Source organism: Streptomyces sp. NPDC098781 (genome assembly GCF_044759995.1).
Taxonomy (GTDB): domain Bacteria; phylum Actinomycetota; class Actinomycetes; order Streptomycetales; family Streptomycetaceae; genus Streptomyces.
Genome location: NZ_JBIWAK010000004.1, coordinates 505,748 through 532,097 on the forward strand (window position 1 = coordinate 505,748; position 26,350 = coordinate 532,097).

Annotated in this window: 28 protein-coding genes; 12 read left to right on the forward strand and 16 right to left on the reverse strand. The window is 70.6% G+C overall.

All coding sequences use genetic code 11. From position 1 onward, the window contains the following. Nucleotides 1-108: 108 nt before the first annotated feature. Nucleotides 109-504: a superoxide dismutase, Ni gene (gene sodN / locus ACIQWG_RS19165; protein ID WP_010040396.1), complete on the forward strand. Its 396-nt coding sequence runs from the start codon at nucleotides 109-111 to the stop codon at nucleotides 502-504. A 348-nt stretch (nucleotides 505-852) separates the two neighbouring features. Beyond that, nucleotides 853-2,307 carry a glycosyltransferase family 39 protein gene (locus tag ACIQWG_RS19170; RefSeq protein WP_404096893.1) on the forward strand — a complete coding sequence of 485 codons (1,455 nt, stop codon included), beginning with the start codon at nucleotides 853-855 and terminating at the stop codon, nucleotides 2,305-2,307. Nucleotides 2,308-2,341: 34 nt separating this feature from the next. On the opposite strand, the gene ACIQWG_RS19175 is transcribed toward ACIQWG_RS19170, so the two are convergent. After that, nucleotides 2,342-2,575 (reverse strand): hypothetical protein, encoded by a 234-nt coding sequence (locus ACIQWG_RS19175; RefSeq protein WP_404096896.1) that lies wholly within the window; start codon nucleotides 2,573-2,575, stop codon nucleotides 2,342-2,344. Between the two features lie 37 nt (nucleotides 2,576-2,612). Then, nucleotides 2,613-3,767, reverse strand: coding sequence for an anion permease (locus ACIQWG_RS19180; RefSeq protein WP_404096899.1), 1,155 nt, complete (start codon nucleotides 3,765-3,767; stop codon nucleotides 2,613-2,615). Between the two features lie 168 nt (nucleotides 3,768-3,935). On the opposite strand from ACIQWG_RS19180, the gene ACIQWG_RS19185 reads away from it, so the two are divergent. After that, a complete protein-coding gene (locus tag ACIQWG_RS19185; protein WP_404096901.1) occupies nucleotides 3,936-4,685 on the forward strand; it encodes a VOC family protein in 750 nt (249 codons plus the stop codon). Here ACIQWG_RS19185 and ACIQWG_RS19190 read toward each other — a convergent pair. The 9 genes from ACIQWG_RS19190 to ACIQWG_RS19230 form a co-directional block, all read right to left on the reverse strand. Next, nucleotides 4,672-4,905, reverse strand: coding sequence for a hypothetical protein (locus ACIQWG_RS19190; RefSeq protein WP_404096904.1), 234 nt, complete (start codon nucleotides 4,903-4,905; stop codon nucleotides 4,672-4,674). The two genes, ACIQWG_RS19185 and ACIQWG_RS19190, sit on opposite strands and share 14 nt — an antisense overlap. Beyond that, entirely contained in the window at nucleotides 4,902-5,234 is a 333-nt protein-coding gene (locus ACIQWG_RS19195) for a DUF952 domain-containing protein (protein ID WP_404096907.1), read from the reverse strand. Before ACIQWG_RS19195 ends, ACIQWG_RS19190 begins: the two co-directional genes overlap by 4 nt. A gap of 9 nt (nucleotides 5,235-5,243) precedes the next feature. Beyond that, entirely contained in the window at nucleotides 5,244-6,470 is a 1,227-nt protein-coding gene (locus tag ACIQWG_RS19200; RefSeq protein WP_404096910.1) for an RNA polymerase sigma factor, read from the reverse strand. Between the two features lie 8 nt (nucleotides 6,471-6,478). Continuing rightward, nucleotides 6,479-6,892 (reverse strand): YciI family protein, encoded by a 414-nt coding sequence (locus ACIQWG_RS19205; RefSeq protein ID WP_404096913.1) that lies wholly within the window; start codon nucleotides 6,890-6,892, stop codon nucleotides 6,479-6,481. A gap of 90 nt (nucleotides 6,893-6,982) precedes the next feature. Continuing rightward, nucleotides 6,983-7,225, reverse strand: a complete 243-nt coding sequence (locus ACIQWG_RS19210; protein WP_404096916.1) for a hypothetical protein — start codon at nucleotides 7,223-7,225, stop codon at nucleotides 6,983-6,985. Nucleotides 7,226-7,251: 26 nt separating this feature from the next. Beyond that, nucleotides 7,252-7,836: a dihydrofolate reductase family protein gene (locus ACIQWG_RS19215; protein WP_404096919.1), complete on the reverse strand. Its 585-nt coding sequence runs from the start codon at nucleotides 7,834-7,836 to the stop codon at nucleotides 7,252-7,254. Between the two features lie 469 nt (nucleotides 7,837-8,305). Continuing rightward, a complete protein-coding gene (locus ACIQWG_RS19220; protein WP_404096922.1) occupies nucleotides 8,306-8,899 on the reverse strand; it encodes a GNAT family N-acetyltransferase in 594 nt (197 codons plus the stop codon). A 301-nt stretch (nucleotides 8,900-9,200) separates the two neighbouring features. After that, nucleotides 9,201-10,343 carry a family 2 encapsulin nanocompartment cargo protein polyprenyl transferase gene (locus ACIQWG_RS19225; RefSeq protein WP_404096925.1) on the reverse strand — a complete coding sequence of 381 codons (1,143 nt, stop codon included), beginning with the start codon at nucleotides 10,341-10,343 and terminating at the stop codon, nucleotides 9,201-9,203. Nucleotides 10,344-10,466: 123 nt separating this feature from the next. Further along, on the reverse strand, nucleotides 10,467-11,873 hold the full coding sequence (locus ACIQWG_RS19230; protein WP_404096928.1) for a family 2B encapsulin nanocompartment shell protein: 1,407 nt from the start codon (nucleotides 11,871-11,873) through the stop codon (nucleotides 10,467-10,469). Nucleotides 11,874-12,179: 306 nt separating this feature from the next. On the opposite strand from ACIQWG_RS19230, the gene ACIQWG_RS19235 reads away from it, so the two are divergent. Together ACIQWG_RS19235 and ACIQWG_RS19240 are read left to right on the forward strand one after the other, a co-directional pair. Beyond that, nucleotides 12,180-12,770 (forward strand): N-acetylmuramoyl-L-alanine amidase, encoded by a 591-nt coding sequence (locus ACIQWG_RS19235; RefSeq protein WP_404096931.1) that lies wholly within the window; start codon nucleotides 12,180-12,182, stop codon nucleotides 12,768-12,770. 49 nt (nucleotides 12,771-12,819) lie between these two features. Continuing rightward, the gene (locus ACIQWG_RS19240; RefSeq protein ID WP_404097723.1) at nucleotides 12,820-13,716 is read left to right on the forward strand and encodes a 1-aminocyclopropane-1-carboxylate deaminase/D-cysteine desulfhydrase; all 897 of its coding nucleotides are present in this window, start codon (nucleotides 12,820-12,822) and stop codon (nucleotides 13,714-13,716) included. Nucleotides 13,717-13,723: 7 nt separating this feature from the next. Here ACIQWG_RS19240 and ACIQWG_RS19245 read toward each other — a convergent pair whose 3' ends face one another. Next, entirely contained in the window at nucleotides 13,724-15,319 is a 1,596-nt protein-coding gene (locus tag ACIQWG_RS19245; protein ID WP_404096934.1) for a Na+/H+ antiporter, read from the reverse strand. Between the two features lie 250 nt (nucleotides 15,320-15,569). Here ACIQWG_RS19245 and ACIQWG_RS19250 point away from each other — a divergent pair, with 250 nt between their 5' ends. From ACIQWG_RS19250 to ACIQWG_RS19260, 3 genes are all read left to right on the forward strand, one after another. Then, on the forward strand, nucleotides 15,570-15,830 hold the full coding sequence (locus tag ACIQWG_RS19250; protein WP_404096937.1) for a UBP-type zinc finger domain-containing protein: 261 nt from the start codon (nucleotides 15,570-15,572) through the stop codon (nucleotides 15,828-15,830). A gap of 270 nt (nucleotides 15,831-16,100) precedes the next feature. Further along, entirely contained in the window at nucleotides 16,101-16,514 is a 414-nt protein-coding gene (locus tag ACIQWG_RS19255) for an anti-sigma regulatory factor (RefSeq protein ID WP_004925829.1), read from the forward strand. A 17-nt stretch (nucleotides 16,515-16,531) separates the two neighbouring features. Continuing rightward, nucleotides 16,532-17,686, forward strand: coding sequence for an RNA polymerase sigma factor SigF (locus ACIQWG_RS19260; RefSeq protein WP_404096940.1), 1,155 nt, complete (start codon nucleotides 16,532-16,534; stop codon nucleotides 17,684-17,686). Between the two features lie 19 nt (nucleotides 17,687-17,705). Here ACIQWG_RS19260 and ACIQWG_RS19265 read toward each other — a convergent pair whose 3' ends face one another. Beyond that, complete coding sequence (locus ACIQWG_RS19265) at nucleotides 17,706-18,167, reverse strand: hypothetical protein (protein ID WP_404096943.1); 462 nt, start codon at nucleotides 18,165-18,167, stop codon at nucleotides 17,706-17,708. A 503-nt stretch (nucleotides 18,168-18,670) separates the two neighbouring features. On the opposite strand from ACIQWG_RS19265, the gene ACIQWG_RS19270 reads away from it, so the two are divergent. Both ACIQWG_RS19270 and ACIQWG_RS19275 read left to right on the forward strand, forming a co-directional pair. Next, entirely contained in the window at nucleotides 18,671-19,639 is a 969-nt protein-coding gene (locus ACIQWG_RS19270) for a diacylglycerol/lipid kinase family protein (protein ID WP_404096946.1), read from the forward strand. 319 nt (nucleotides 19,640-19,958) lie between these two features. Beyond that, entirely contained in the window at nucleotides 19,959-20,216 is a 258-nt protein-coding gene (locus ACIQWG_RS19275) for a WhiB family transcriptional regulator (protein WP_006142322.1), read from the forward strand. Between the two features lie 304 nt (nucleotides 20,217-20,520). Here the strand turns inward: ACIQWG_RS19275 and ACIQWG_RS19280 are convergent, their stop codons facing one another. Together ACIQWG_RS19280 and ACIQWG_RS19285 are read right to left on the reverse strand one after the other, a co-directional pair. Next, nucleotides 20,521-21,987: a sensor histidine kinase gene (locus tag ACIQWG_RS19280; RefSeq protein WP_404097725.1), complete on the reverse strand. Its 1,467-nt coding sequence runs from the start codon at nucleotides 21,985-21,987 to the stop codon at nucleotides 20,521-20,523. Nucleotides 21,988-22,410: 423 nt separating this feature from the next. Then, nucleotides 22,411-23,052: a TetR/AcrR family transcriptional regulator gene (locus ACIQWG_RS19285; RefSeq protein ID WP_404096949.1), complete on the reverse strand. Its 642-nt coding sequence runs from the start codon at nucleotides 23,050-23,052 to the stop codon at nucleotides 22,411-22,413. A 98-nt stretch (nucleotides 23,053-23,150) separates the two neighbouring features. On the opposite strand from ACIQWG_RS19285, the gene ACIQWG_RS19290 reads away from it, so the two are divergent. After that, nucleotides 23,151-23,903 (forward strand): SDR family oxidoreductase, encoded by a 753-nt coding sequence (locus tag ACIQWG_RS19290; protein ID WP_404096952.1) that lies wholly within the window; start codon nucleotides 23,151-23,153, stop codon nucleotides 23,901-23,903. Between the two features lie 131 nt (nucleotides 23,904-24,034). Here ACIQWG_RS19290 and ACIQWG_RS19295 read toward each other — a convergent pair whose 3' ends face one another. Continuing rightward, on the reverse strand, nucleotides 24,035-25,123 hold the full coding sequence (locus tag ACIQWG_RS19295) for an SIS domain-containing protein (protein ID WP_404096955.1): 1,089 nt from the start codon (nucleotides 25,121-25,123) through the stop codon (nucleotides 24,035-24,037). Nucleotides 25,124-25,424: 301 nt separating this feature from the next. Between ACIQWG_RS19295 and nagB the strand changes: the two genes are divergently transcribed. After that, the gene (nagB, locus tag ACIQWG_RS19300; protein ID WP_404096958.1) at nucleotides 25,425-26,210 is read left to right on the forward strand and encodes a glucosamine-6-phosphate deaminase; all 786 of its coding nucleotides are present in this window, start codon (nucleotides 25,425-25,427) and stop codon (nucleotides 26,208-26,210) included. Nucleotides 26,211-26,350 lie beyond the last annotated feature (140 nt).

Here is a 26,350-nt window from a genome sequence, read left to right on the forward strand (position 1 = left end):
AGTCTCACCCCGGACTTTTGTCCTAAGCCCATGGGGGCACCCGCGAAAACCCGTCTTGCAGGGAGTAATGTCCCACCTGAGAAGACGATCACGAGGAAGGAATGCTCCATGCTTTCCCGCCTGTTTGCCCCCAAGGTCAAGGTCAGCGCACACTGCGACCTTCCCTGCGGTGTGTACGACCCGGCCCAGGCCCGCATCGAGGCGGAGTCGGTGAAGGCCATCCAGGAGAAGATGGCCGGCAACGACGACCCTCACTTCCAGGCGCGCGCCACCACCATCAAGGAGCAGCGTGCCGAGCTCGCCAAGCACCACGTCTCGGTGCTCTGGAGCGACTACTTCAAGCCCCCGCACTTCGAGAAGTACCCGGAGCTGCACCAGCTGGTCAACGACACCCTGAAGGCCCTCTCGGCCGCCAAGGGCTCCACCGACCCGGCGACCGGCCAGAAGGCGCTGGACTACATCGCCCAGATCGACAAGATCTTCTGGGAGACCAAGAAGGCCTGATCCAAGGTTCTTTGGCTTCAGGAAGGGGCTCGAACGGTTCGCCGGTCGGGCCCCTTCGGCGTTCCCCGACGGTGTGACGGGCTCAAGGTTCCGTGAGTTCGCGGTGATTGTGTTCACGCGGCGCGAGGTGGCCGCCGGTCGTTCACGTCCCGTAGGTTCTGGCTTGTCCATCTGTTCGTTCGAACTCCAGAACGGGCAGAACGGGTGGACGCACGGGGGAAACTGAGCGGCACTCAGATCTCGACTCGGCCCGCGATACCGAGGCGACGTTCGGCATGCTCGGCGGCAGCGCGCGAGGGGGAGCACATCTCCCGGCGGCCCGGCCCCCGCCGATGGAACGCCGATCCCTTGGAGAACGCTCGCTTGAGGCGCCGCCCACCCCTTTGGCCGATCCCCCTGCTGTGGACCCTCGCTCTCGGGCTGTGGGGGCTGTCGCGGCAGCACAGCGTGTGGCGGGACGAGGCCGCGACCTGGCAGGTGGCACGGCGGTCCACCGAGGACATCTGGCACATGCTCGGGCAGGTCGACGCCGTGCACGGCCTCTACTACCTGCTGATGCACGGGGTCTTCAGCGTCTTCGGGGCCGGCACCACGAGCCTGCGGCTGCCCTCCGTGCTCGCCATGGCGGTGGCCGCGGTCTGTGTGACGGAGATCGGCCGCCGGCTGGCCGGGGTCCGGGTGGGCCTGGCGGGCGGGCTGGTGTTCGGCCTGCTCCCGGCCGTGCAGTTCCATCTCCAGGAGGGGCGCCCGTACGCCCTGGTCGCGGCCGGGGCGGGCATCTCGACGCTCTTGCTGGTGACCGTCCTCGAACGGCGCGGCCGAGCCGTGCACTGGATCGCGTACGGCGGCACGGTCGCGGTGTGCGGGCTGCTGAACTGGCTGTCGCTGCTGATCCTGCCCGCCCACCTGGCGACGCTGGTCCGCACGCGGGCCGGGCGGCGCACGGGGGCACGCTGGGCGGTGGCCGCGTCCGCCGCGGTGGCCGCCGTACTGCCGCTGATCCTGTTCAGCCGCACCCAGGCCGAACAGGTCTCCTGGATCCCGCCGCTGACCTGGCACATGCTGATCGGCCCGGCGGTCCTGCTGGCACTCGGCGGTCTCGGCGCCCTGGGGGACCGGCCGCACGCCGGGCGCCTGTCGCTCGCGGCCGTCGGGCTGCCGCTGCTGGCGGTGCCGCAGCTCGGCCTGCTGGGGCTCTCCCTGGTCCGGCCGCTCTTCCTGGACCGCTACATCCTGTTCAGCATGCTGGGTCTCGCCCTGCTGATCGGCGCGGCGCTGGGTACGGCGGCACGGGTGGCCGGGCGCCGTTTCCCGAGGGCGTCGGCGTGGCTGGTGCCGGGCGTGGTCGCGCTGGTGGCGGTGGCGCTGCTGCCGCAGTCGCTGGCCAAGCGCTCCCCGGCGAGCCGGGTGGACGACGTCCTGGCCGTCGCGGCGGACGTACGGCGGCTGAAGGAGCCCGGCGACGCGGTGGTCTTCGTACCGGCGGCCCGGCGCGACACCGCCCTGGTCTCCCCCGGCGACTTCGCCGGACTGCGGGACCTGGCGCTGGCCGAGAGCCCGGCGGCGTCGGGGACGTTGAAGGGCGAGGAGGCGAGTCCGGCGCGGATACGGGCCGCGATGCTGGCCCAGCGGCGGATACTGCTGGTCACCGATGTGCCCGAGGTGGCGCGGGCGGTGACGGCGAAGCGGGACAAGGCGAAGGCCGCCGTGCTGAAGGAGCGCTTCAGGGTGGTGGCGGACGTACGGGACCGGGGGCGGCGGGTGACCGTGTACGAGCGGATCGGGCCGGCGGAGGAGGCCTGAGCCGAGGCGCGGACCTCCTCCGTTCCCGGCACGGTCAGTGGAACTGCGGCACGATCAGATAGATCCCGTACGCCACCACCGCGGCGCAGGCCAGGAAGCACAGCCCGGCCTGGGCGAGGCCCAGGGTGGAGGTGCCGCCGCCCTCCGCGCGTGCCCCCTCGTAGCGGGCCAGGCCCAGCACGCCGAGGGCGAAGACGGCGACCACCGCCACGGTGACGGCGAGGCTCACCGCGGCGACCTGGCCGAGGGCGCTCCAGTCGAGGTTCATTGGTGTGAACTCCCCTTGTTCTCGGGCGGTCGTCGGCTCAGGCGGCGGTACGGACCGGTGCCGGCTCGGTGCCGCGGATCGTGACCTCGTGGGTGTCGTTGACGTTGTGCGCGGACACCGGGTTGCGGCGGGAGGCGAGCACGATGCCGGCGGCGACGGCGGCACCGACCAGCGCCACCACGGCCGTACCGAAGGTGCCGCCGTGCGTGACCACGCTCGCGGAGACACCGCCGACCAGGGCGGCGGCCGGCAGGGTGATCAGCCAGGCCACGAGCATGCGGCCGGCCACGCCCCAGCGGACCTCGGCGAGCCGGCGGCCCAGTCCGGCGCCGAGGATGCTGCCGGAGGCGACCTGGGTGGTGGACAGGGCGAAGCCGAGGTGGGCCGAGGTGAGGATGACCGTGGTGGAGGCCGTCTCGGCGGCGAAGCCCTGCGGGGACTGGATCTCCGTCAGGCCCTTGCCCATGGTGCGGATGATGCGCCAGCCGCCGAGGTAGGTGCCGAGACCGATCGCCAGACCCGCGGAGGCGATCACCCACAGCGGCGGGCCCGCGTCATGGCCGAGCGCGCCCGCCGAGATCAGGGTCAGCGTGATGACGCCCATCGTCTTCTGCGCGTCGTTGGTGCCGTGGGCCAGGGAGACCAGCGAGGCCGAGGCGATCTGACCGACCCGGAAGCCCTTGGTGACGGACTCCTTGCGGGCCCGGGCCGTGAGCTTGTACGCCAGGTACGTGGCCAGCAGCGCCGCGAGACCCGCCACCAGCGGCGAGGCCACCGCCGGGATCAGCACCTTCTCGACAACCTTGTCGAAGTGCACACCGTGCGACCCCGCACCGACCCAGACGGCCCCGATCAGCCCGCCGAACAGCGCGTGGGACGAACTGGACGGCAGCCCGACCAGCCAGGTGAGCAGATTCCACAGGATCGCCCCCACCAGCCCCGCGAAGATCATGCCGGGCGTGACGAGGGTGTCGTCCACTATGCCGCCGGAGATCGTCTTGGCGACCTCCGTGGACAGGAAGGCTCCGACGACGTTCAGCACGCCGCTGATGATCACAGCCGTCCTCGGTTTGAGCGCCCCCGTGGCGATGGAGGTGGCCATCGCGTTCGCCGTGTCATGGAAACCGTTGGTGAAGTCGAAGGCGAGGGCCGTCACGATGACGACCGCCACCAGGAACGTGATGTGGTCCATTCCCCCATGCGAACAAGCCCGGACCAATGCGGGACGAACTGATGGCAAAGCACTCCCCAGAAGGTGGCGCGCGGTTGGTGAGGGTCCTGCGAAGCAGCCGTGGTGACGTTCGGGCCGCCCGTACGACTGCCGAGCCCGCGAGCGCGTCGGCGGATCTACGATCGCCCCATGAGCATCCGCTGGACCTACGCGTTCATCGACCGCCCCGCAGCGGCGTTCGGCCGGGCCAACGCCTTCTGGACGGCCGTGACGGACACCGAGCTGTCCGAACTCCGGGGCGATCAGGGCGAGTTCGTGACCCTGCTGCCGGGCGGCGGGGCGGACGCCTGCGTGAAGGCACAGGGGGTCGGCTCGGGTCCCGGGGGCGCGCATCCGGACTTCGCCGTGGACGACGTACCGGACTTCGTGAAGTCGGCGCTCGGGCTGGGTGCGGATCTCGCCGCCGAGCACGACGGGTGGGCCGTACTGCGGTCGCCCGCCGGGCAGTTGTTCTGTGCCGTGCCCTGGCAGGGGGAAGCGGTGCGCCCGCCGGTGGTGCGTGGCAGCCGGCTCGACCAGGTCTGTCTGGACGTACCGCCGTCGGCCTACGACGCCGAAGTGGCCTTCTGGAGCGGACTGCTGGACGGCTGGGAGTCGACGGCCGGCTCCCTGGCCGAGTTCCATGTACTACGGCCGCCGGCCGGGCTGCCGGTGCGCGTCCTGCTCCAGCGGCTCGACCGGGAACGTGCGGCTTCCGCCCATCTGGACCTCGCCTGCGCGGACATCGCGGCGACCCGCGCCCGGCACGAGGAGCTGGGCGCGGTCTTCGTCGCCCAGGGCGCCCACTGGACGGTGATGCGCGATCCGGCGGGCGGGACGTACTGCCTGACGGGCCGCGATCCGCGGACCGGCGGACTGCCCGGCCCTAGCGGGTCCTGATGATGCAGAGCGCCTGACCCTTCCCGTCGGGCCCGGCGGCACCCGCGCACGCCGACTCCCACCCCTCCGGAAGCGACGGCGTCGGACTCGCCTCCTCCCGGACGTGCGGCTCGGGCGGCTCGGCCGAGTCCCGCAGCCACAGCGTCAGCCCGCCCGCCACGACCACGACGCCCAACCACGCCGCCGCGACCCGCCGCCATAACCGGCGTCGGCCCGTCATCGCCACCCCGCCACATCCACCACCGCGTCCACCGGTATCGGCCCGTACACGTGCGGGAACTCCTCGCCCCCGGGCTCCGGCGCCTCGTACCTCACGGGCACGTCCAGCCGGGCGGGATCCACGACCAGCACGACCAGTTCGTCCGGGCCGTCGTAGGAGCCGTACAGGAAGGCCGCCACGGACGGGAGTTGGGCGCGGGTCGAGCAGTGGATGAAGCCCTCCTCCTGAAGCGTGCGGCCACGGGTCGACATCTCGTACGTCCCGCGCTCGCGGGCCGCCTCCCACAGGGAGCCTTCGGTGAGGTGCAGGATGTACGTCTGTTCGGGCATGGCGCGAGGTTACGGCCTCAGCCGTGCCGCCCGCGCGTGCAGATACCGCTGCTCCGGCAGGCTCAGGGCCTTTTCGGCCGCGGTCTCGTAGGCGGCGCGTGCCTCTTCGGGGGCGCCGGCCCGCTCCAGGAGATGCCCGCGGACCGCGTCCAGCCGGTGCCCGGCACCCAACTCGTCCTCCAGTGACGCCAGTTCGTCGAGGCCGGCCCGCGGGCCGTGGACCATGGCGACGGCGACCGCGCGGTTGAGGCGCTCGACGGGCCCGGGGACGAGGCGGACCAGGACGTCGTAGAGGCCGAGGATCTCCGTCCAGTCGGTCTCCGCCGCGGACGGGGCCTCGTCATGTACGGCGGCGATGGCGGCGCGGAGCTGGTACGGGCCGGCGGGGCCCCGGCGCAGGGCCCGGGTGACCAGGGCGACGCCCTCGTCGATCGCGGCCTTGTCCCAGCGGTCGCGGTCCTGTTCGTCGAGCGGGACGAGTTCCCCGTGCGGTCCGGTGCGAGCGTCCCGGCGGGCGTCGGTGAGCAGCATCAGAGCGAGCAGGCCGGCCACCTCGCCGTGGTCCGGGAGGAGCCGGTGCACCTCACGGGTCAGCCGGATCGCCTCGCCGGCGAGCTCCCGCCGTTGCAGGCTCGTGCCCGAGGTCGCCGTATAGCCCTCGTTGAAGATCAGGTACAGGGTCTGCAACACCGCGGGCAGACGGTCCTCCCAGTTGTCCGGGCGCCCGAAGCGCACCCCGCGGACCTTCTGCTTGGCCCGGCTGATCCGCTGGGCCATCGTGGCCTCGGGGACCAGGTGGGCACGGGCGATCTCAGCGGTGGTCAGACCGCCGACGGCACGCAGGGTGAGGGCGGTCTGGGCGGGCGGGGTCAGGTTCGGGTGGCAGCTGAGGAACAGCAGGGTGAGGGTGTCGTCCTCGCGTGGAGCGCGGTCCGCGCCGGGCGGCGGTGCGGTGAAGGCGTCCCGTGGCGCGAGCGCCGCGACCTTCTCCTCGCGGGCCCGGCGTGCCTCCTCCGCGCGCAGGGCATCGGTCAGCCGGCGTGCGCCGACCCTGATCAGCCAGCCGCGCGGGTTGTCCGGGACACCGGTGCGCGGCCACTGCTCGGCCGCGGCGAGCAGGGCCTCCTGTACGGCGTCCTCGGCGGTGTCGAAGTGGCCGTACCGTCGCACCAGCGCGCCGAGGACCTGCGGCGCGTGGCGGCGCAGCAGGTCCTCGATGTCGGTCGGACGGCTCACGGCCGGGGTCAGACCTCCCCGGAGCCGTTGTCGATGGGCCGGATCACCACGGGGTAGGTGGGGGCTCCGGCGGGCTGGGGGCAGGCGAGGACGCGCTCGGCGATCTCCGTGACCCGCTCCAGGCTCGCGCAGTCCAGCACCCAGTAACCGGCCAGCAGTTCCTTGGTCTCGCTGTACGGCCCGTCGGTGATCACCGTCTTGCCGTCGTCGCCCAGGGTGACGTGCCGGGTCTTCGCGGGCTCGGCCAGCCCCTGTCCGTCGATCATCTCGCCGCTCTCGGCGAGGTCGTCGTTGAGGGCCTGCATGAAGGCGTACATCGCCTGGACGTCCTCCTGGCTCCAGGCCACGGAGTTCGCCGACCCCTTGCCCTGCATCGCCTCGTAGTCCGCCTGCGTGCCCTGCACCATGACCAGGTACTTCATCAGTCCGCTCCTTCTGCTTCCGTCGGCCGCCCTCGGTGGGCGGCTCTCACAGGGGACGTCGGAGCCGGGCCTGGCTTCTCGACACGGTGCTCAGGAATTTTTCGCGGTGGGGGTTCCGGTCTGCTCGGACTGCTCGGACTGCACGGGCTGCTCGTGCTTCTCCTCGCGCTTCTCCTCGTGCTCGGCGCCGTCTTCGGGGTGCGCCGCGCAGTCGGGGTTCCTGCACGGGCCGTCCACCCAGGTGGGGACCCAGGCGCCCAGCGTCTTGTGCCGCTTGACGACCATTTCCAGGGGCTGTCCGCAGTCGGGACAGACGTGCTGTTCGCTGCCCATGTCCTCAGAGTAGGGCGGGATACGGCTCAGCGCTTCCTGCTGTACGTACGGACCACGGCCCCGTTGCCGAACGTCCGCGTCCCTTCGAGGGCGAACTGGGTGACGGCGAAGTCCGAGCCGAACATCGGCATGCCCGTGCCGAACACGATGGGGTACGTCTTGATGACGAGCTCGTCGATCTCGTCCGACAGCACGCCGGCGAGCTGGGCGCCGCCACACAGATAGATCCCCAACTCGCCCTCCTCCGCCTTCAGTTCGCGGACCTTGCCGACCACGTCGTCGGAGACGATCTCGACCTGCGGGTCGGGCGACTCGGCCAGCGTGCGGGAGGCGACGTACTGGCGCATATGGGCGTACGGGCTGGTAAGGCCCTCCTTCAGGGCCAGGTCGTAGCTGGCCCGGCCCTGGATGACCGTGTCGAACCGCCGGTTGGCCACATCGTCGAAGCCGAGGGCACGGCGGCCGGGGGTCGACACGGTCTCCGGGTACTCCTCCTTGAGGAACCCCAGGAACTCCTCGTCGACGAAGGCGTACATCGCCGTGGCGTCGCCGGCCGGATCACCGATGAAGCCGTCGATCGAGCAGGCGATGAAGTAGGTGAGCTTGCGCAAGCTGGTCTCTTTTCGTGGGGTGCGCGGGCGTTTCGAAGAACCACTCTGGTTGTAGTGCTTCAGTTGTAGTACGTCGTCTGTAGTGGTTGCAAGGGTATTCGGGGGTCGTTTCCGTGACCGGGGTGAAGTGAGAAAGGAGGTTCCGGATGGCGGGCGATGGCGGGCGATCCGGAGCGGCGGGTCGGCGTTGTCGCGCAGGGGCGGGGAGGGCCGGTCCGGTCCTTGTCGGCGGGCGGCGAGCCGGTGGGAGGGCAGCGAGATCCACCGCGACGCCTGATCACCGAGCTCTGTCCTGCGATGCTTGGGCTGCTTGGGCTGCTTGGGCTGCTGCTTGGGCTGCTCCTGAAGCTTCTGGAGCTTCTGGAGCTACCTACGCACTGGCCGACGCCCTGCCCTGGGGCGCGTGCCCGACGAACTGGTGCAGCTGATCGTGCCCGAGCGACGTAGGCAGGTCAGCGACGTAGGCCACTCAGCCGCGCGGCTCCCGCCACATCGGCCACATCCTGGGGCCGTCCGGCAGGTCGAGGGGGTCGCCCTCCAGCTCGAAGCCCAGGCGTTCGTACAGCTGGCGGCTGCGGGCGCTGCTCGCCTCCAGGTAGGCGGCCACGCCCTCCTCGTCGCAGCGGTCGAGGACCGAGGTGATGAGTGCGGAGCCGAGGCCCTCGCCCTGGTGTCCGGGTGCCGTGGCGATCATCCACAGGTACTCGTGGGCCCGGCCCTCCGGGTGGATGGCCGCCGTCAGCCGTCCTATCTGCTCGACCCGCTCGTTCCCCGGGTCGACGGCCTCGCGCAGCCGGGCGGGGCCCTCCTCGTCCTGGCCGTGCGCGTCGGCCGGCACGGACATCCACAGCGCGCACGCCGTGCCGTCCTCGGTGACGTCTATCCGACCGTGGGCGAGCACGATGTCGGTGAACGCCGCCATCAGCCGGGAATGGGTGCTGCGGCGGTACTCCTCGCCCGGGAACACCCAGCCGCTGACCGGATCGTCCTGGAAGGCCGTGTCCAGCAGCCGGACCACCAGCTCCCGGTCCTCCTCGCCCGCCGTCCGGATCGCGACGCCCATGATGTGTACCCGCCCCTTCGTGTCAACCCGCCTTGATCGTAGGGGGAATGGGGATGGCGTGACGTTCCTGGGGCCAGTTTGTCGAGATCCCGCCCGTGCCCCGCGCGAACGCACCGGTACACAGGGGCGGGCCCCGCACACCGTGGGGATGTGCGGGACCCGCCGTTCCGGAGCCACCCACCGGCCGTACGGGGTCAGGAACCGTACGGCCCGGGAGCTCCGGAGCCTCGACGACCGCCGGTTCCTCGGAGGGAGGGCGATCCGGTGGTGCCACCTCGGTGCGGGGTCTGCTGACGTGCGCTCAGTTGCTGCGCCGTGTCACGAACTCCGCCAGTGCCAGCAGTCCGCCCGCCTCCCGCGGGTCGGACACGGCTCGGGCCAGTTCCTGCATGGCCCTCGCCATCCGGTCGGCGGCCTGGGCCTGCGCCCAGTCACGGCCACCGGCCCGCTCGACGGCGAGCGCGGTGCGCTGAAGGTCCTCCTTGTCGTACGGCGTCTCGTACAGCGCGGCCAGTTCCGCCGCCGCCGGACCGCCGGAGGTCAGCGCGGCGACGACCGGCAGGGACTTCTTGCGGGCGGCGAGATCCGCACCGGCCGGCTTGCCGGTGTGGCGCGGGTCGCCCCATATGCCGATCACGTCGTCGATGAGCTGGAAGGCGAGCCCGGCCTCACGGCCGAACGAGTCCAGCGCCGCCACGTCCTCGGCCGCCGCCCCCGCGTACAGCGCACCCAGGGCACACGCACATCCCAGCAGCGCACCCGTCTTGGCTTCGGCCATGGTGAGCACCTCGGCCAGGCCGACCTCGCCCGGTTTCCGTTTCTCCAGCGCCGTGTCCGCCTGCTGACCGGCGCACAGTTCGACGATGCAGTCCGCCAGCCGGGCCACGGCCGGGGCGGACGCCGGGTGCGGGTCCTCGGCGAGCAGCCGCAGGGCCAGCGCCTGGAGGGCGTCCCCGCCGAGGATCGCGTCGGCCTCGCCGAACACGGTCCAGGCGGTGGGACGGTGCCGCCGGGTGGTGTCCCGGTCCATCACGTCGTCGTGCAACAGCGTGAAGTTGTGGACCAGTTCCACCGCGACCGCCGCCGGTACGGCCGCCGCCCGTGCCCTCGGTCCGCCGAGCGCGGCGGCCGCCGTGAGGACCAGGGCGGGACGGATCGCCTTGCCCGCGTTGCCGGCCGCCGGAGTGCCGTCCGGGTGCTCCCAGCCGAAGTGGTAGCTCGCGATCCGGCGCAGGGACGGCGGCAACGACTCCACGGCGGCTCGCAGTTCGGGGTCGACCGAGGCCCGCGCGCGCTCCAGGATCACCGTCGCCTCGACACCGTCGGGCGAGCCCGGCCCACCGCCGTCCCCTTCGACCGCGGCCGACCTCGGCCCTCCGAGCGTCTCGGCGGACGGCCGCGCCCCGGTAGGGCGTTGCTGCGTCTCCGTCATGAACTCACCCATGGCATCGCCTCGGAGAGTCGGCGGACAGTGGCACTTCCGGTACGGCTGGGCGCCTACCCGGAGGGTTTACCCACGGCGACGGCACGGGACACGGCGTACCGGTGGCGAGAGTGGGCGGCAGTGTCACCGCCAGCGGCCGATCTCGACGTTCTCCAGCACGCCGAGGGCGTCCGGCACCAGGACCGCGGCCGAGTAGTACGCCGTCACCAGGTACTTGATGATGGCCTGTTCGTTGATGCCCATGAAGCGGCAGGACAGGCTCGGCTCGATCTCGTCCGGGAGGCCCGCTTGCTGGAGCCCGATCACCCCCTGCTCGGCCTCGCCGGTACGCATGGCGATGATCGAGGTCGTACGGGCCTCGGTGACCGGAATCTTGTTGCAGGGGTAGATCGGCACCCCGCGCCAGGTGGGGATGCGGTTGCCGGCCACCTCGATGGTCTCGGGGACCAGACCGCGCTTGTTCAGTTCACGCCCGAACGCGGAGATCGCGCGCGGGTGGGCGAGCAGCAGCTTGGTGCCGCGCCGACGGCTGAGCAGCTCGTCCATGTCGTCGGGGCTGGGCACCCCGTCGTGTGGCTGGAGGCGCTGGTCGTACTCGCAGTTGTGGAGCAGCCCGAACTCACGGTTGTTGACGAGCTCGTGCTCCTGCCGCTCCTTCAGGGCCTCCACGGTCAGCCGGAGCTGCTGCTCGGTCTGGTTCATCGGCTGGTTGTAGAGGTCGGCCACGCGCGAGTGGATGCGCAGCACCGTCTGGGCGATGCTCAGTTCGTACTCACGGGGCCGGGCCTCGTAGTCGACGAAGGTGTGCGGGATGTCCGGCTCGCCGCTGTGGCCGGCCGCGAGGTCGACCTCCTTCTCGCCGTACTTGTTGGTGCGCTGCTGCGGGATCGCGCGCAGCTCCTCCAGATGCCCCTGGAGCGACTCGGCGCGCTCCGCGACCTGCTCGACGTCCTGGCGGGGCAGGACGAGCACCGTACAGGCGGTGACCGCGCGGGCGGTGTACTCCCAGATGGCGTCGGAGTCGAGGAGCGCTTGCTCACCGAGGTAGGCGCCGTCGGCCAGGACGCCGAGGGACTCGTCCTCCCCGTAGGGGCCGGTGCCGAGCTTCTCCACCCTGCCGTGCGCCAGCAGGTACACCTCGTCGGTCGGGCTGCCGAACGAGGCGAGCACCTGGCCCGCCGCGAACTCCCGCTGCTGGCACCGCTGGGCGAGCTCCGAGAGCACGTCCTCGTCGTCGTAGGACCGCAGCGCCGGCAGTTCGCACAGCTCGGCCGGGATGACCTCGACGCGATCGCCGGTCTTCACGAACGTGATACGGCCGTCGCCGACGGCGTAGCTGAGTCGCCGGTTCACCCGGTACGTTCCGCCCTGAACGTTCACCCAGGGCAGCATGCGCAGCAGCCAGCGGGAGCTGATCTCCTGCATCTGCGGCGCGGACTTGGTCGTGGTGGCCAGGTTCCGCGCGGCCGCCGTGCCGAGACTCTGCTGCGGCTTGCCCTGCTCCGTGCGGACCTCTTCGCCTACCGACATAAGGAATTGCCCTCCCGTCATGCACGACGCCGATCTGGCGCCAGGCATCGCGATCTCCGCGGTCGAGCTTTCCATCACGGAGCGTGCCGGTGCTATTACCCGAAAGAGCGGGAATGGATCACTGAAGGCTGGGCAAATAGAGGGACCTTGTCCAGCGGTACGGCTTCCGTCGAGCTGCTCCTGCGGTGTCCGAAACGACTCGCACAGCGTGCGATTCGAGGAGTCCCGTCTGCCCGTTTTCGGTAGAGCACCGGTACGAGTCGGTCGCGAACGGCGGCCGGCGCACGGCGTGAAGGAGGCGCGGCCATGGCCACACCCATGTCCGCGAGCAGATTCCTGGAGAGACTCGAGGCGGAGGGCGCCACGGTCGTCGAAGTGGGCGACTGGGAACACCACAACCGCAACCACGTGGGGCCGTGGGGCCCGGTCCACGGCGTGATGATCCACCACACGGTGACCAAGGGCAGCGCCCAGACCGTGGAACTGTGCCGCAACGGCTACGAGGGACTGCCGGGCCCGCTGTGCCACGGCGTGATCACCAAGGACGGCCGGGTGCACCTGGTCGGCTACGGTCGCGCAAATCACGCCGGCCTCGGCGACGACGACGTACTGCGCGCGGTCATCGCCGAGACGGCACTGCCGCCCGACAACGAGGCCAACACCGACGGCAACCGTCACTTCTACGGCTTCGAGTGCGAGAACCTCGGGGACGGACAGGACCCCTGGCCGGAAGCCCAGCTGTCGGCGATCGAACGGGTCTCGGCCGCCATCTGCCGCCATCACGGCTGGACCGAGCGGTCGGTGATCGGACATCTGGAGTGGCAGCCGGGGAAGGTGGACCCGCGGGGGTTCACGATGGCCGCGATGCGGGCGAGGATTCGGGACCGGCTGGCGTAGGGCCGGGCCCTGGAGGGGTGACAATGGCGTGGTGACCAGCCACGACGCCATGCCGGATGTCGCCGGCCCGCTCCCGCGACTCCCCTCGCCCGTGCAGGAGCTCGCGGACGACCGGTTCACACGGCGCGGGCTGCGGCTGCTGCTCAAGCGGGACGATCTGATCCACCCGGAGCTGATCGGCAACAAGTGGCGCAAGCTCGTACCGAACCTGTCGGCCGCGGGCCGCCGTACGGTCGTCACCTTCGGCGGCGCCTACTCCAACCACCTGCGCGCCACCGCCGCCGCGGGCCGTCTCCTCGGCCTGCGCACGGTGGGGGTGGTGCGCGGGCAGGAGCTGGCGGAGCGGCCCCTCAACAAGTCGCTGGCGCGATGCGCGGCCGACGGTATGCGGCTCCACTTCGTCGACAGGTCGACGTATCGCCGCAAGACCGAGCCCGAGACGCTGGCCGGCATTCTGCGTGACATCGGCGCCGAGGACGCGTACGCCGTACCGGAAGGCGGGAGCAACGCGGCCGCCGTACGAGGGTGCCGGGCACTCGGCGAGGAGTTGCGCGGACGGGCCGACGTGGTCGCCGTCGCCTGCGGTACGGGCGGGACGCTGGCGGGGCTCGCCGCCGGGCTGGGTCCCGGGCAGCGGGCCTTGGGCGTGCCGGTCCTGAAGGGCGGCTTCCTGGGCGGTGAGGTGCGGCGCCTGCAAGGCGAGGCGTTCGGCGGGCCCCGCGGTGACTGGTGGCTGGACGAGCGCTTCCATTTCGGGGGCTACGCCCGGACCGCTCCCGAACTGGACGCCTTCGCCGAGGCCTTCGAGGAGCGGCACGGACTGGCCGTCGAACGTCTCTATGTCGCCAAGTTGCTGTATGGAGTTGTCGCGCTGGCGGAGGAAGGGGCCTTCCCGGCCGGCACCACGGTGGCGGCCGTCGTCACCGGGACCCCCTTCGACGGGTGACCCCGGCTCACTGCGTCTCCCGGTAGGCCGCCGCCTCCTCCAGATCCAGCCTGCGCAGCAGCGTGCGCAGCATCTCGTCGTCGATGTAGCGGCCGTCCCGGAGCCGCACGAAGACCGTGCGTTCGGTGCCGATCGCCTCGCGGGACAGCCGGCGGTAGGTGTCGTCGACGGACTCGCCGGTGATGGGGTTGGACTGGCCGAGGCGCTCCCAGACGGAGTTGCGGCGGCGCTCCAGGACGGCCCGCAGACGGTCGGCCAGCGACTCGGGGAGGGCGTTGCGCTCGTCGGAGAGGAGTTCCTCCAGACGCTGTTCGGCGGCGCGGGAGGCCTGCGCCTGGGCGTTCGCCTCGGCGAGGGTCTCGGCCTGCTCGTCACGGCCGGGGAGCTTCAGCACGCGGACCAGCGACGGCAGCGTCACTCCTTGTACGACGAGCGTGCCGATGACCGTGGTGAAGGTCAGGAAGAGGATGAGGTTGCGCTCGGGGAACTCCTCGCCGCCGTGCACCGTGAGCGGAATCGAGAAGGCGATCGCGAGCGAGACGACGCCTCTCATTCCGGCCCAGGAGATGATGAACGGGCCCTTCCACGTCGGGTTCGCCTCGCGCTCCCGGATCCGCGCCGACAGGATGCGCGGCAGGAAGGTCGCCGGATACACCCAGACGAACCGCGAGGCGACGACCATCAGGAAGACGGCGATCGCGTACCAGGCGGCGCGCATGCCCTCGTACTCGCCGAGGCCCTTGAGGACCACCGGCAGTTGCAGCCCGATCAGCGCGAACACGGCCGACTCCAGCACGAACGCGACCATCCTCCACACCGCTTCCTCCTGGAGCCGGGTGGCGAAGTCGACCTCCCACGCGCGGTGGCCCAGGTACAGGGCGACGACCACGACCGCCAGCACACCGGAGGCGTGCACCTGCTCGGCGACCGCGTACGCGACGAACGGGATCAGCAGGGAGAGCGTGTTCTGGAGCAGGGCTTCCTTCACATGCGTGCGCAGCCAGTGGATCGGCACCATCAGCACCAGGCCCACGCCGACGCCGCCGAACGCCGCGAGCAGGAACTCGCCGATGCCTCCGGCCCAGGTGGCGCCCTCCCCGACGGCGGCCGCGAGGGCCACCCGGTAGGCGGTGATCGCCGTGGCGTCGTTCACCAGGGACTCGCCCTGAAGGATCGTGGTGATGCGGGACGGCAGCCCCACCCGCCGTGCGACCGCCGTCGCGGCGACCGCGTCCGGCGGCGCCACGACCGCGCCCAGCACCAGCGCCGCGGTCAGCGGCAACCCCGGTACGACGAGATAGGCGAGCCAGCCGACGGCGAAGGTCGCGAACAGGACGTAGCCCACCGAGAGCAGCATCACGGGCCGCAGCTGGGCCCGGAGGTCGAGGTACGAGCTGTCCGTGGCCGCGGTGTGCAGCAGCGGCGGCAGCACCAGCGGCAGGACGATGTGCGGGTCGAGCGTGTACTCGGGCACCCCGGGCAGATACGACACCGCGAGCCCGGCCGCGACCAGCAGCAGCGGCGCCGGCACGGGCGTGCGCCGCGCCGCCGCGGCGACGATGGCACTCCCCGCCACCAGCAACAACAGCGGCATCACATCCATACGCCTCGCCCACCCTCGCCCGCACCGCTCCGACGCCCCCCAGTCATCACGAGCAGCCCGCCGGCGGCAACCCCCGTCTCACGCCCACCGGCGGCCACGGGCCCGGGCCCGCCCACCGCTCGCGCCGGTCCGCGCGCCGCCCTGCCGGCGACCCCGTTCATCACTCTTCTCCCGCCCTCGCTCATCGTCGCCGCCGCCCGACCTCGTTTTTCCGCGCGGGTGCGCGCGTGGCCGTCGTAACCTGGCAATCATGAAACAGTGCACGCACGCCGACGCGCTGCCGCACCCGGAGCCCGGCCCGCTCAACGAGACATGTCCCACCTGTCTCGCCGAGGGCTGGCACCCCGTGCAGCTGCGGTTGTGCCTCACCTGCGGTCACGTCGGCTGCTGCGACTCCTCGCCGGGACGCCACGCCACGGAGCACCACAAGGAATCCGGCCACCCCATCATGCGTACCTTCGAGCCGGGCGAGGCCTGGCGCTGGTGCTTCGTCGACCACGTACTGGTGTGACGGGGACGTACGCTGGACGCCCGGGGATCCGGACGGTTCGACCGTCTGACGCCTGGGTACGTCAAACCGGCGCGCGCTCTTCCCAATTGGGCCCGCAGACCCCCTAGCCACGGAGCGTATCCGTGTGTTTACTATGAGTGACAGCAAGGGGTTGGGGTCCTGGGGACAGGAAAGTTAAGAGCGCGATAGCGTCACCGCTGAACCACACATCGCGTTACCCCGGGGGGCGACCCTCGGCCCCGAGAAGCTTGTACCACCTTGGAGGTGAGGGTGTCCCAGATCGCAGGCGAGCCCGCGACCCAGGACTTCGTGGAAGTCCGGCTGCCGGCCGCGGGTGCCTACCTGTCGGTGCTGCGTACGGCGACTGCCGGCCTCGCGGCCCGTTTGGACTTCACCCTCGACGAGATCGAGGACCTCCGCATCGCGGTGGACGAGGCCTGCGCGATCCTGCTCCAGCAGGCCGTGCCCGGCTCGGTGCTCAGCTGTGTCTTCCGGCTCGTCGACGACTCACTCGAGGTCACCGTCTCGGCCCCGACCACGGACGGCCACGCCCCCTCCAGGGACACCTTCGCCTGGACCGTCCTGTCCGCCCTCGCGGGCAAGGTCTCCTCCGCCGTGGACGAGGACAAAACCGTTTCGATCAGCCTCTACAAACAGCGCGGCGCGGGACCCGGGCCGGCGTGAGGAACGGGGACGGGCCGGTGCGGGACGAAGAGCGCGGCACACGGGAGCTGCCGGAGACCACTCCCCCCTGCTCGGGCGCGGCCGAGAGTCCGGGCGCGGGCCCGAGCGGTTCCCGACGCATGGCGGACGGCATCGACGGCATCCCCGAGCAGGCCCGGCCGCACCCGGAGGACGACTCCGTGGAGGCCGGTTTCCTGGGCGACGGACGGGAGGACGCAGGTGCCGTGCAGGGCGCGCCTCTGGGCGGGCGGATCGGGGTCTCCCCTGTCCATGGAGGTTCCCCAGCTCGTTCGAAGCCGAGAGTGGGGGCGGAGGCGAATGCTCGGGAGAGGGCGACGGGCGGGACGATGAGCGAGCACGAGCGACACGCCGACGAGGCGATGGGCGCGCACAGCGCGCAGGCCACGCAGCACAACCCTCAGGACCGCAGCGGGGCGCGCGCCATGTTCCTCGAGCTGCGCAAGCTTCAGGACGGCAGCGCGGAGTACGCGGAGCTGCGCAACCAGCTGGTCCGGATGCATCTGCCGCTCGTCGAACACCTCGCGCGCCGCTTCCGCAACCGCGGCGAGCCGCTCGACGACCTCACCCAGGTCGCCACCATCGGCCTGATCAAGTCGGTCGACCGGTTCGATCCCGACCGGGGTGTGGAGTTTTCGACGTACGCGACCCCGACGGTGGTCGGCGAGATCAAGCGCCACTTCCGTGACAAGGGCTGGGCGGTGCGTGTCCCGCGGCGCCTTCAGGAGCTGCGTCTCGCGCTCACCACGGCCACGGCCGAGCTGTCCCAGCAGCACGGCCGTTCCCCCACGGTGCATGAGCTCGCCGAGAAGCTGGCGATCTCGGAGGAGGAGGTCCTGGAGGGCCTGGAGTCCGCCAACGCGTACTCCACGCTGTCCCTGGACGTCCCCGACACCGACGACGAGTCCCCGGCGGTCGCGGACACCCTGGGCGCGGAGGACGAGGCGCTGGAGGGCGTCGAGTACCGCGAGTCCCTCAAGCCACTCCTTGAGGACCTCCCGCCGCGCGAGAAGCGGATCCTGTTGCTGCGCTTCTTCGGCAACATGACCCAGTCGCAGATCGCGCAGGAGGTCGGCATCTCGCAGATGCACGTGTCCCGGCTGCTGGCGCGCACGCTGGCGCAGCTGCGGGAGAAGCTCCTGGTGGAGGAGTGACGGCTCGCTGAGCCGACCGCTACTTCTGGTCCTGAGTACCGCCGGGCCCCCGGATCCCGAGGGCCTTGGTGGTGGCGGGGTTGATCAGGAGCACGAGCGTGGCGACCGCGACCACGGCGATCGCGATCCCCGCCGGGATGGCGATGCTGTCGGCCTGAAGCAGGCTGTAGGCCACCGGCAGCGCCAGGATCTGGGTGATGACGGACGGCCCACGACTCCAGCTGCGCAGGCCGAAAAGCCCCCGCGCGGCGAGCAACGGCAGCAGGGCGAGAGCGATCAGCGTCACGCCGAGCGTGACCGCCTGCTGCCGGTCGTCCGGTTCCCCGGCGAGCCCCAGCACCAGCACCCAGACACCCCCGACGGCAAGCGCCGCCCCCTCCAAGGCGGTCAGCAACGCCGCATACGTCAGCTTCCGCGGACGAGGTTCGACGGTTTCCGGACGGACGGTCTCCGGGGTGGCGGGCTTCTGCTCCTTGGTCACACCTGAAGGGTAGCCCCCGACATATCGCCCTCTCAGCGCCGGTCCGGGCATCCATCCCGACCCATCAGACTCAGCCCGGTCCGGGCATCCCAGCCCGTCCGGCGTTTGAGGACAAGGCCCGTCCGGGGCCGACAGCGGGGGCCTGGGGGCGGCAGCCCCCAGCAGGGCGCCCACCACAACGCCGAGCACCCGAACAGCCAACGGCACGGCGCCGGCCTAGACGCCGGTCCGTGCAACCCAGCCCGTCAGGCTCAGCCCGGTCCAGGCATCCCAGCCCGTCCGGCGTTTGAGGACAAGGCCCGTCCAGGGCCGACAGCGGGGGCCTGGAGGCGGCAGCCCCCAGCAGACGCCGACCACAACGCCGAGCACCCGATCAACCGACGGCACAAGTACCCCCCGCCGAAGCCAACGCAGTGCCCCCGTGTCGAGACTCACGCCCCCTCTCTTACTTGATCCCTACCTCGACCTGTGCCCGGTACCCCCCAGTAGGTACGCTGCAACGCATGCGTGCACTTCTCGTGGTCAATCCGGCAGCAACCACCACAAGCGCACGTACGCGCGATGTCCTGATCCACGCGCTCGCCAGCGAGATGAAGCTGGAGGCGGTCACCACCGAGTACCGCGGACACGCCCGCGACCTCGGTCGGCATGCGGCGGAGAGCGACGACATCGACCTGGTCGTGGCCCTCGGCGGCGACGGCACCGTCAACGAGGTGGTCAACGGCCTCCTGCACGCCGGCCCCGACCCCGGCCATCTGCCCGGCCTCGCCGTGGTCCCCGGCGGTTCCACCAATGTCTTCGCCCGGGCCCTCGGTCTGCCGAACGACCCCGTCGAGGCGACCGGCGCCCTCCTGGACGCCCTGCGCGACGGCAGCGAACGTACGGTCGGCCTCGGCCTGACCTCAGGCACCCCGGGTTCGGACGACGAGGCGGTCCCGTCGCGCTGGTTCCTCTTCAACGCGGGACTCGGTTTCGACGCGGGTGTGGTGGGCCGGGTGGAGCAGCAGCGCGAACGCGGCCGGAAATCCACACACGCTCTCTACCTCCGCCAGGCCCTGCGTCAGTTCCTGGGTGAGCCCAACCGCCGGCACGGCACCATCACGCTGGAGCGTCAGGGCGAGGACCCGGTGACCGATTTGGTGCTGTCCATAGTCTGCAACACCGCTCCATGGACGTATCTGGGCAATCGTCCGGTGTACGCGGCCCCTAAGGCTTCGTTCGATACGGGCCTCGACGTACTCGGTCTCAGCCGGATGTCCACGGTCTCGGTTGCCCGGTATGCAACCCAGTTGCTCACTTCGTCCCCCGAGCGCGGAGCCCGCGGCAGGCATGCGGTCACGCTGCACGACTTGGACCAGTTCACCTTGCATTCGAAGGTCCCGCTGCCCCTTCAGATGGACGGCGACCACCTAGGGCTGCGTACAAGCGTGACGTTCACAGGCGTACGCCATGCACTGCGTGTGATTGTGTGAGCGGAACGGGCTAAAGTCCTTTCACTCGAACGTTTAGGCCAGCATCCACCCCATGGAAGTACGGCTGTGACCTAGTCGACACCGAGGAATCAAAAAAAACTTTCCGGAAGGGGTTGTATCCGCCGCTGAGGTTTGCGAGTCTCTACGTGGCGGTCGGGACAGCCCGCAACACCGGCGTCCTCAGATCACCGGAACCCCTCTTCAACTCACAGGACCCACGCCAGGGAACTGGCGCTAGGCCCTTCACTTGTTGAGGGATTCGTGAAAGCGTTCACATTCACAAGCAATCAGCACGTAATACCAAGGAGAGGTAGCAGCCATGGACTGGCGTCACAACGCCGTTTGCCGCGAGGAAGACCCCGAGCTCTTCTTCCCCATCGGCAACACCGGTCCTGCGCTGCTGCAGATCGAGGAAGCCAAGGCCGTCTGCCGTCGCTGCCCCGTTATGGATCAGTGTCTGCAGTGGGCGCTCGAGTCCGGCCAGGACTCCGGCGTCTGGGGTGGTCTCAGCGAGGACGAGCGCCGCGCCATGAAGCGCCGCGCCGCCCGCAACCGGGCCCGTCAGGCCTCCGCCTGACACACCCGCCCCGCTAAAACAGCCTGAGCTTGGCGGCGCGTACAGCGAGTACGCATCTCCCGCCCCCGAGCCGCAGCGCGCAGTACCCCCCGATGCGCAGCGAATGCTGGCAACGAGCATGTGGAGCCCCAGCCCCCTGAACGGGCTGGGGCTCTTTGCTGTCCTGGGCAGCGCCGCAGATCTGAGCTGCCGTCACAGTCCTGTGCAGCCGTCACAGTCCTGTGCAGCCGTCACAAGTCCTGAGCAACCGTCGCTGTTCTGAGCAACCGTCGCTGTTCTGAGCCGTCCCGAGAGTCCGGGTGTCCTACTTGGGCGCCCGCACCGGCACGTCGAGGATCACCCGGGTCCCCCGCTCCGGCGCCGGGACCATGTCGAACGTACCGCCCAACTCCCCCTCCACCAGCGTCCGTACGATCTGGAGACCGAGGTTGCCCGCGGTGTGCGGGTCGAAGCCGTCGGGGAGGCCCACGCCGTCGTCCTGGACGGTGACCAGGAGGCGGGCCTGTTTCGTCGTGCCGCCGCGGACCGCCGTCACCTCGACCGTGCCGGTCTCGCCCTCGCGGAATCCGTGCTCCAGGGCGTTCTGGAGAATCTCGGTCAGGACCATCGACAGCGGCGTGGCGACCTCGGCGTCCAGGATGCCGAAGCGGCCGGTGCGCCGGCCGTTGACCTTGCCGGGCGCGATCTCGGCGACCATGGCCAGCACGCGGTCGGCGATCTCGTCGAACTCCACGCGCTCGTCGAGGTTCTGGGAGAGCGTCTCGTGCACGATCGCGATCGAGCCGACCCGCCGTACCGCCTCCTCCAGTGCCTCGCGGCCACGTTCGGACTCGATGCGCCGGGCCTGGAGGCGCAGCAGGGCCGCCACCGTCTGGAGGTTGTTCTTCACCCGGTGGTGGATCTCCCGGATGGTCGCGTCCTTGGTGATCAACTCCTGCTCGCGGCGGCGCAGTTCGGTGACGTCACGGAGCAGGACGAGGGAACCGATACGGGTGCCCTTGGGCTTGAGCGGGATCGCGCGGAACTGGATGACCCCGTCGTTGGCCTCGATCTCGAAGTTGCGGGGCGCCCAGCCGCTGGCCACCTTGGCGAGCGCCTCGTCCACCGGGCCGTGGGTCGGGGCGAGTTCGGCGGTGGTCCTGCCCAGCTCATGTCCGACGAGGTCGGAGGCGAGGCCGAGACGGTGGTAGGCCGAGAGCGCGTTCGGGGAGGCGTACTGGACGAGGCCGTCGGCGTCGAGGCGGATCAGGCCGTCGCCGACGCGCGGTGAGGCGTCCATGTCGACCTGCTGGTTGGCGAACGGGAACGAGCCGGCGGCGATCATCTGCGCCAGATCCGAGGCGCTTTGGAGATAGGTCAGCTCAAGCCGGCTCGGGGTGCGAACGGTCAGCAGGTTGGTGTTCCTGGCGATGACACCCAGGACGCGCCCCTCCCGTCGTACCGGAATGGACTCGACGCGGACCGGCACCTCCTCGCGCCACTCCGGGTCGCCCTCGCGCACGATCCGGCCCTCGTCGAGCGCGGCGTCCAGCATCGGGCGGCGGCCACGCGGGACGAGATGGCCGACCATGTCGTCCTGGTACGAGGTCGGGCCGGTGTTGGGCCGCATCTGCGCCACGGAGACATAGCGGGTGCCGTCGCTGGTGGGGACCCACAGGACGAGGTCGGCGAAGGAGAGGTCGGAGAGCAGTTGCCACTCCGAGACCAGCAGGTGGAGCCACTCGAGGTCGGAGTCGTCGAGGGCCGTGTGCTGGCGTACGAGTTCGTTCATGGAGGGCACGTGGCCGAGCGTACCTGGCGGTACGGACATGGTTGGAAACCAGCCACTTCGGAGGCAGACCGGGCTCGAAAACACCCGCGGGCCGCGGCGCCTGAGAGGGACCCTCAACCCTCCCGGCACCGCAGCCCGGAGCAACATCGGCCGTGGGGTGTGCGGTCCCGGTCGGCCGAAGGATGAGGACCCGGGGCAGTCAGGGCAGAGAGCTCCGGTTCCTCGGTCCGCCTTCCTGTGCGGGGAAGACGGAAGTCGGTGCGTTCTTCGCCTACGCACTCTTTGGCATTGTGGACTAGACCACTCTCGTGTGTCCATGCGTTGGAGCGTGTTTGCTGTTGACGCTTCTCTCGTGGGCTTCCCGCCAGTTGGAGAACCGATAGGACGCCCCGGCATACACCACGCAGCCTAACCCGTGTGGGTTCATGTGCGGGGCCAGATCGCCATGGCAATTTCCGCGAGTGCCTCCAGCTCCTCCCGGCTCGCCCCGTCGCGCGCCTGCTGTGACATGCCCTGGATCATCGCGCCGGCGTGCCGGGCGAGAGCGGCGGCGTCGGTGCCGGCGGGGAGCGTTCCGGTGACGACGTCCGCCTCGATACGGCTCCGTATGGCCGCGATATTGGCATTGCGCCGCCCCCGCAGCGAGCCCTCGACCTCCGGCGTCGAGCAGTTGGTCGCCGCGTGGACGACCAGGCAGCCGTAGGGATGCGACGGGTCGGTGTACTCCGCGGCGGCCTCGCGCAGCATGCGCGTCACGGCGGCGTGGGCGGTGGGCTCCTCGGCGAGGGCGCGATCGGCGAAGGAGCCGTACCGCACGCCGTACTCGCGGACGACCTCCTCGAACAGGGACTGCTTGTCGCCGAACGCGGCGTACAGGCTCGGGGCGCCGATGTCCATGACGCGCGTCAGATCGGAGACGGAGGTCGCCTCATAGCCGTGCTCCCAGAAGGCGAGGATCGCCTTCTCCAGAGCGGTCTCGCGGTCGAAGGAGCGGGGGCGGCCACGGGGTCTGGACGCCGGACGGGCCTTCGCCCCTGTCTCCTCGCTCGCCTTGCTGCTCACCATGGAGTGCATTTTATAGCGGACGCTAGACAAAAGTCGGCGGCGTGATCTACGGTCTTTTTTGTAGCGACCGCTAGAGAAATGCGAAGGGGGTGCCGGTCATGGGTGCGCTTACGGGCAGGACGGCTCTGGTCACGGGGGCGAGCAGGGGGATCGGGCGCGGGATCGCCGAGCGGCTGGGGCGAGACGGAGCCCGGGTCGGGGTGCACTACGGCAGGAACGAGGCGGCGGCGAAGGAGACGGTGGCCTCGATCGAGGCGGCGGGCGGCTCGGCGTTCACGATCGGGACCGAGCTGGGGCTGCCGGAGGGCGCCGACGCGTTGTGGGAGGAGTTCGACCGGCACGCGGACGGACTGGACATCCTCGTCAACAATGCCGCGATCGGTAACTCCCGGCCGATCGAGGAGATCGAGGAGCGGGACTACGACGAGCTCTTCGCGGTGAACGTCCGGGCGCCCTTCTTCATCGTCCGCCGGGGCCTGCACCGCCTGCGCGACGGTGGGCGCGTCATCAACATCTCGTCGGGACTCGCCCGGACCGCGGTGTTCCCGAACAACATGGCGTACGCCATGACGAAGGGCGCGCTGGACGTCTTCTCCCGGGACCTCTCCAAGGTGCTGGGATCACGGGGGATCACGGTGAACTCGGTGGCGCCCGGGATCATCGACACCGACAACACGGCCGACCTGCTCCACGGAACCGAGGGCGGGTGGGCCGAGGCCGCCGCGATATCGGCGCTCGGGAGAGTGGGCGAGCCGGCCGACGTCGCCGACGTGGTGGCGTTCCTGGCGTCCGACGCGGGGCGGTGGGTGACGGGGAGCTGGGTGGATGCGACGGGGGGTTCGCTTACGTGAGGGGGGTGGGCGTGATGGAGCGTGCGGATGGGCTGTGGGCCGTGTGGTCTCTTCGCCCTGCAACCTGACGCCCTCACGCCCTCACGCCCTCACGCCCTCACGCCCTCAACGAGCCGACCGACTACCCCCGCCTACCGCGTCTCCGTCACCTTCGCCAGAGCCCGGGGCGAGTCCGGGTCCTGGCCGCGGGCGATGGTGACCTCGTAGGCCAGCAGTTGGAGCGGGAGGATCTCCAGGATCGGCTGGAGTTCCTCGGCCACCTCCTCGGTGGGCAGGACGAAGCCGGCCGAGGCCCGTTCGACGTGGGACCGGGGACCGATGACGACCAGGTCGGCGCCACGGCCGCGGAGTCGGTCGAGGACGGGCCGGAGAGCCTCGCCGCCCTTGCCGTCGGTGACGACCGCGATGACCGGGGAGACGTTGTCGACCATGGCGAGCGGGCCGTGCAGGAGGTCGGCGCCGGAGTACGCGAGCGCCGGGATGTAGCTGGTCTCCATCAGCTTGAGGGCGGCTTCCTTGGCCGTGGGATAGCCGTAGCCGCGGGAGGTGATGACCATGCGTTCGGCGAACCGGTAGCGGGCGGCGAGCGAGCGGACCTCGTCCTGCCGGGCGAGCAGTCGCTCGGCCAGGTCCGGGAGCACCTTGGCGGCGGTGCCGTTGCCGCCGCGCAGGCCTTCGACGAAGAGGTACAGCGCGAGGAGGGAGGCAGTGTAGGTCTTGGTCGCGGGCAGGGCGCGCTCGGGTCCCGCCATGATGTCGACGTGGTACTCGGAGACGCCGGCCAGCGGGGAGTCGGGGTTGTTGGTCACCGCGAGGGTGATCGCACCGGCCTCGCGGGCGGCCCGTGTGGAGGCGACCAGGTCGGGTGAGCCGCCGGACTGGCTGACGGTGATGACGAGGACGTCCGTCAGGTCGGGGCGGGCGCCGTACGCCGTGGTCGTCGACATCGAGGTCAGACCGCAGGGCAGGCCGAGGCGGATCTCCAGGAGGTACTTGGCGTAGAGCGCGGCGTTGTCGGAGGTGCCGCGGGCGGTGAGCAGGACGAAGCGCGGGGCGCGGGCGGCGATCTGCTGGGCGACCTCACGGATGGCGGGGGCGCCCTGGGACAGGATCCGGCGCAGGACGGCGGGTTGTTCGGCCATCTCGCGGGCCATGATCCGGCCGGGGAGCTCGTTGCGCGGAGCCTGGGGGTCGGGAGGGTACGGGGTCGCGGTGGTCATGAGGCCCTTCCTGCTCTCGCGCTTGTCGTGCGGGTGCGGCGCCTTTCGCCGTCTATCGCGCTCGTCGTGCCGGGTGTGGCGCCCGGGTCGCGGTCGCCGCGTACGGACAGTGACGGACCGTTCGGACCGACAGTCTCCATTCCACTCCCCCATGGGGAATGACGCCTGCCCGACGGGCTCCGGAAATGTCCGCGGGGCTTTCGTTCACCTGGGCCGCGGAGCCCTGCTCTGTTAGATTGGTCTAAACCACATGCCCCTTCAGGGTGCCCTTCGAGTCCCTCTTCAGATCGGCAGGCCCAGCGTGGAAGTTGTCATCGTTCCGGACGCCAAGGCGGGTGGCGAGCTGATAGCCGAGGCCATGGCCCAGCTGCTCGGGCGCAAGCCCGACGCCGTGCTCGGCGTGGCCACCGGGTCGACGCCACTGCCCATCTACGCGGCGCTCGCGGCCAAGGTGCGCTCCGGTGCCGTGGACGCCTCACGGGCGCGGATCGCGCAGCTCGACGAGTACGTGGATCTCCCCGCCGAGCACCCGGAGTCCTACCGTTCGGTGCTGCGGCGCGAGGTGCTGGAGCCGCTCGGGCTCGGGATGGACGCGTTCATGGGGCCGGACGGGACGGCCGAGGACGTGCAGGGCGCGTGCGAGGCGTATGACGCGGCGCTGGCCGCCGCCGGGGGTGTCGACCTGCAATTGCTCGGGATCGGTACCGACGGGCACATCGGGTTCAACGAGCCCTGCTCGTCGCTGGCTTCGCGGACCCGGATCAAGACCCTGACCGAGCAGACCCGTGTCGACAACGCGCGGTTCTTCGACGGGGACATCGAGCAGGTGCCGCATCACGTCATCACCCAGGGCATCGGCACGATCCTGGAGGCGCGGCACCTGGTGCTGCTGGCCACCGGCGAGGGCAAGGCGGACGCGGTCGCGGCGACCGTCGAGGGCCCGGTCGCGGCGGTCTGCCCGGCCTCGGCACTGCAACTGCACCCGCATGCCACGGTCGTGGTCGACGAGGCCGCCGCGTCGAAGCTGAAGCTGGCCGACTACTTCCGGCACACGTACGCCAACAAGCCGGACTGGCAAGGGATCTGAGCGGTCTTCGGCTCGGCTGCGGTGCGGGTGCCCCGTCTCGACGGGGGCACCCGCCCGCCTCCTGTTGGACCGACCGCACGACGATGCCAGAGTGAGCGTGAGCGGCACCTGCATCGCCGCTCACACCCCCGGCTCACACC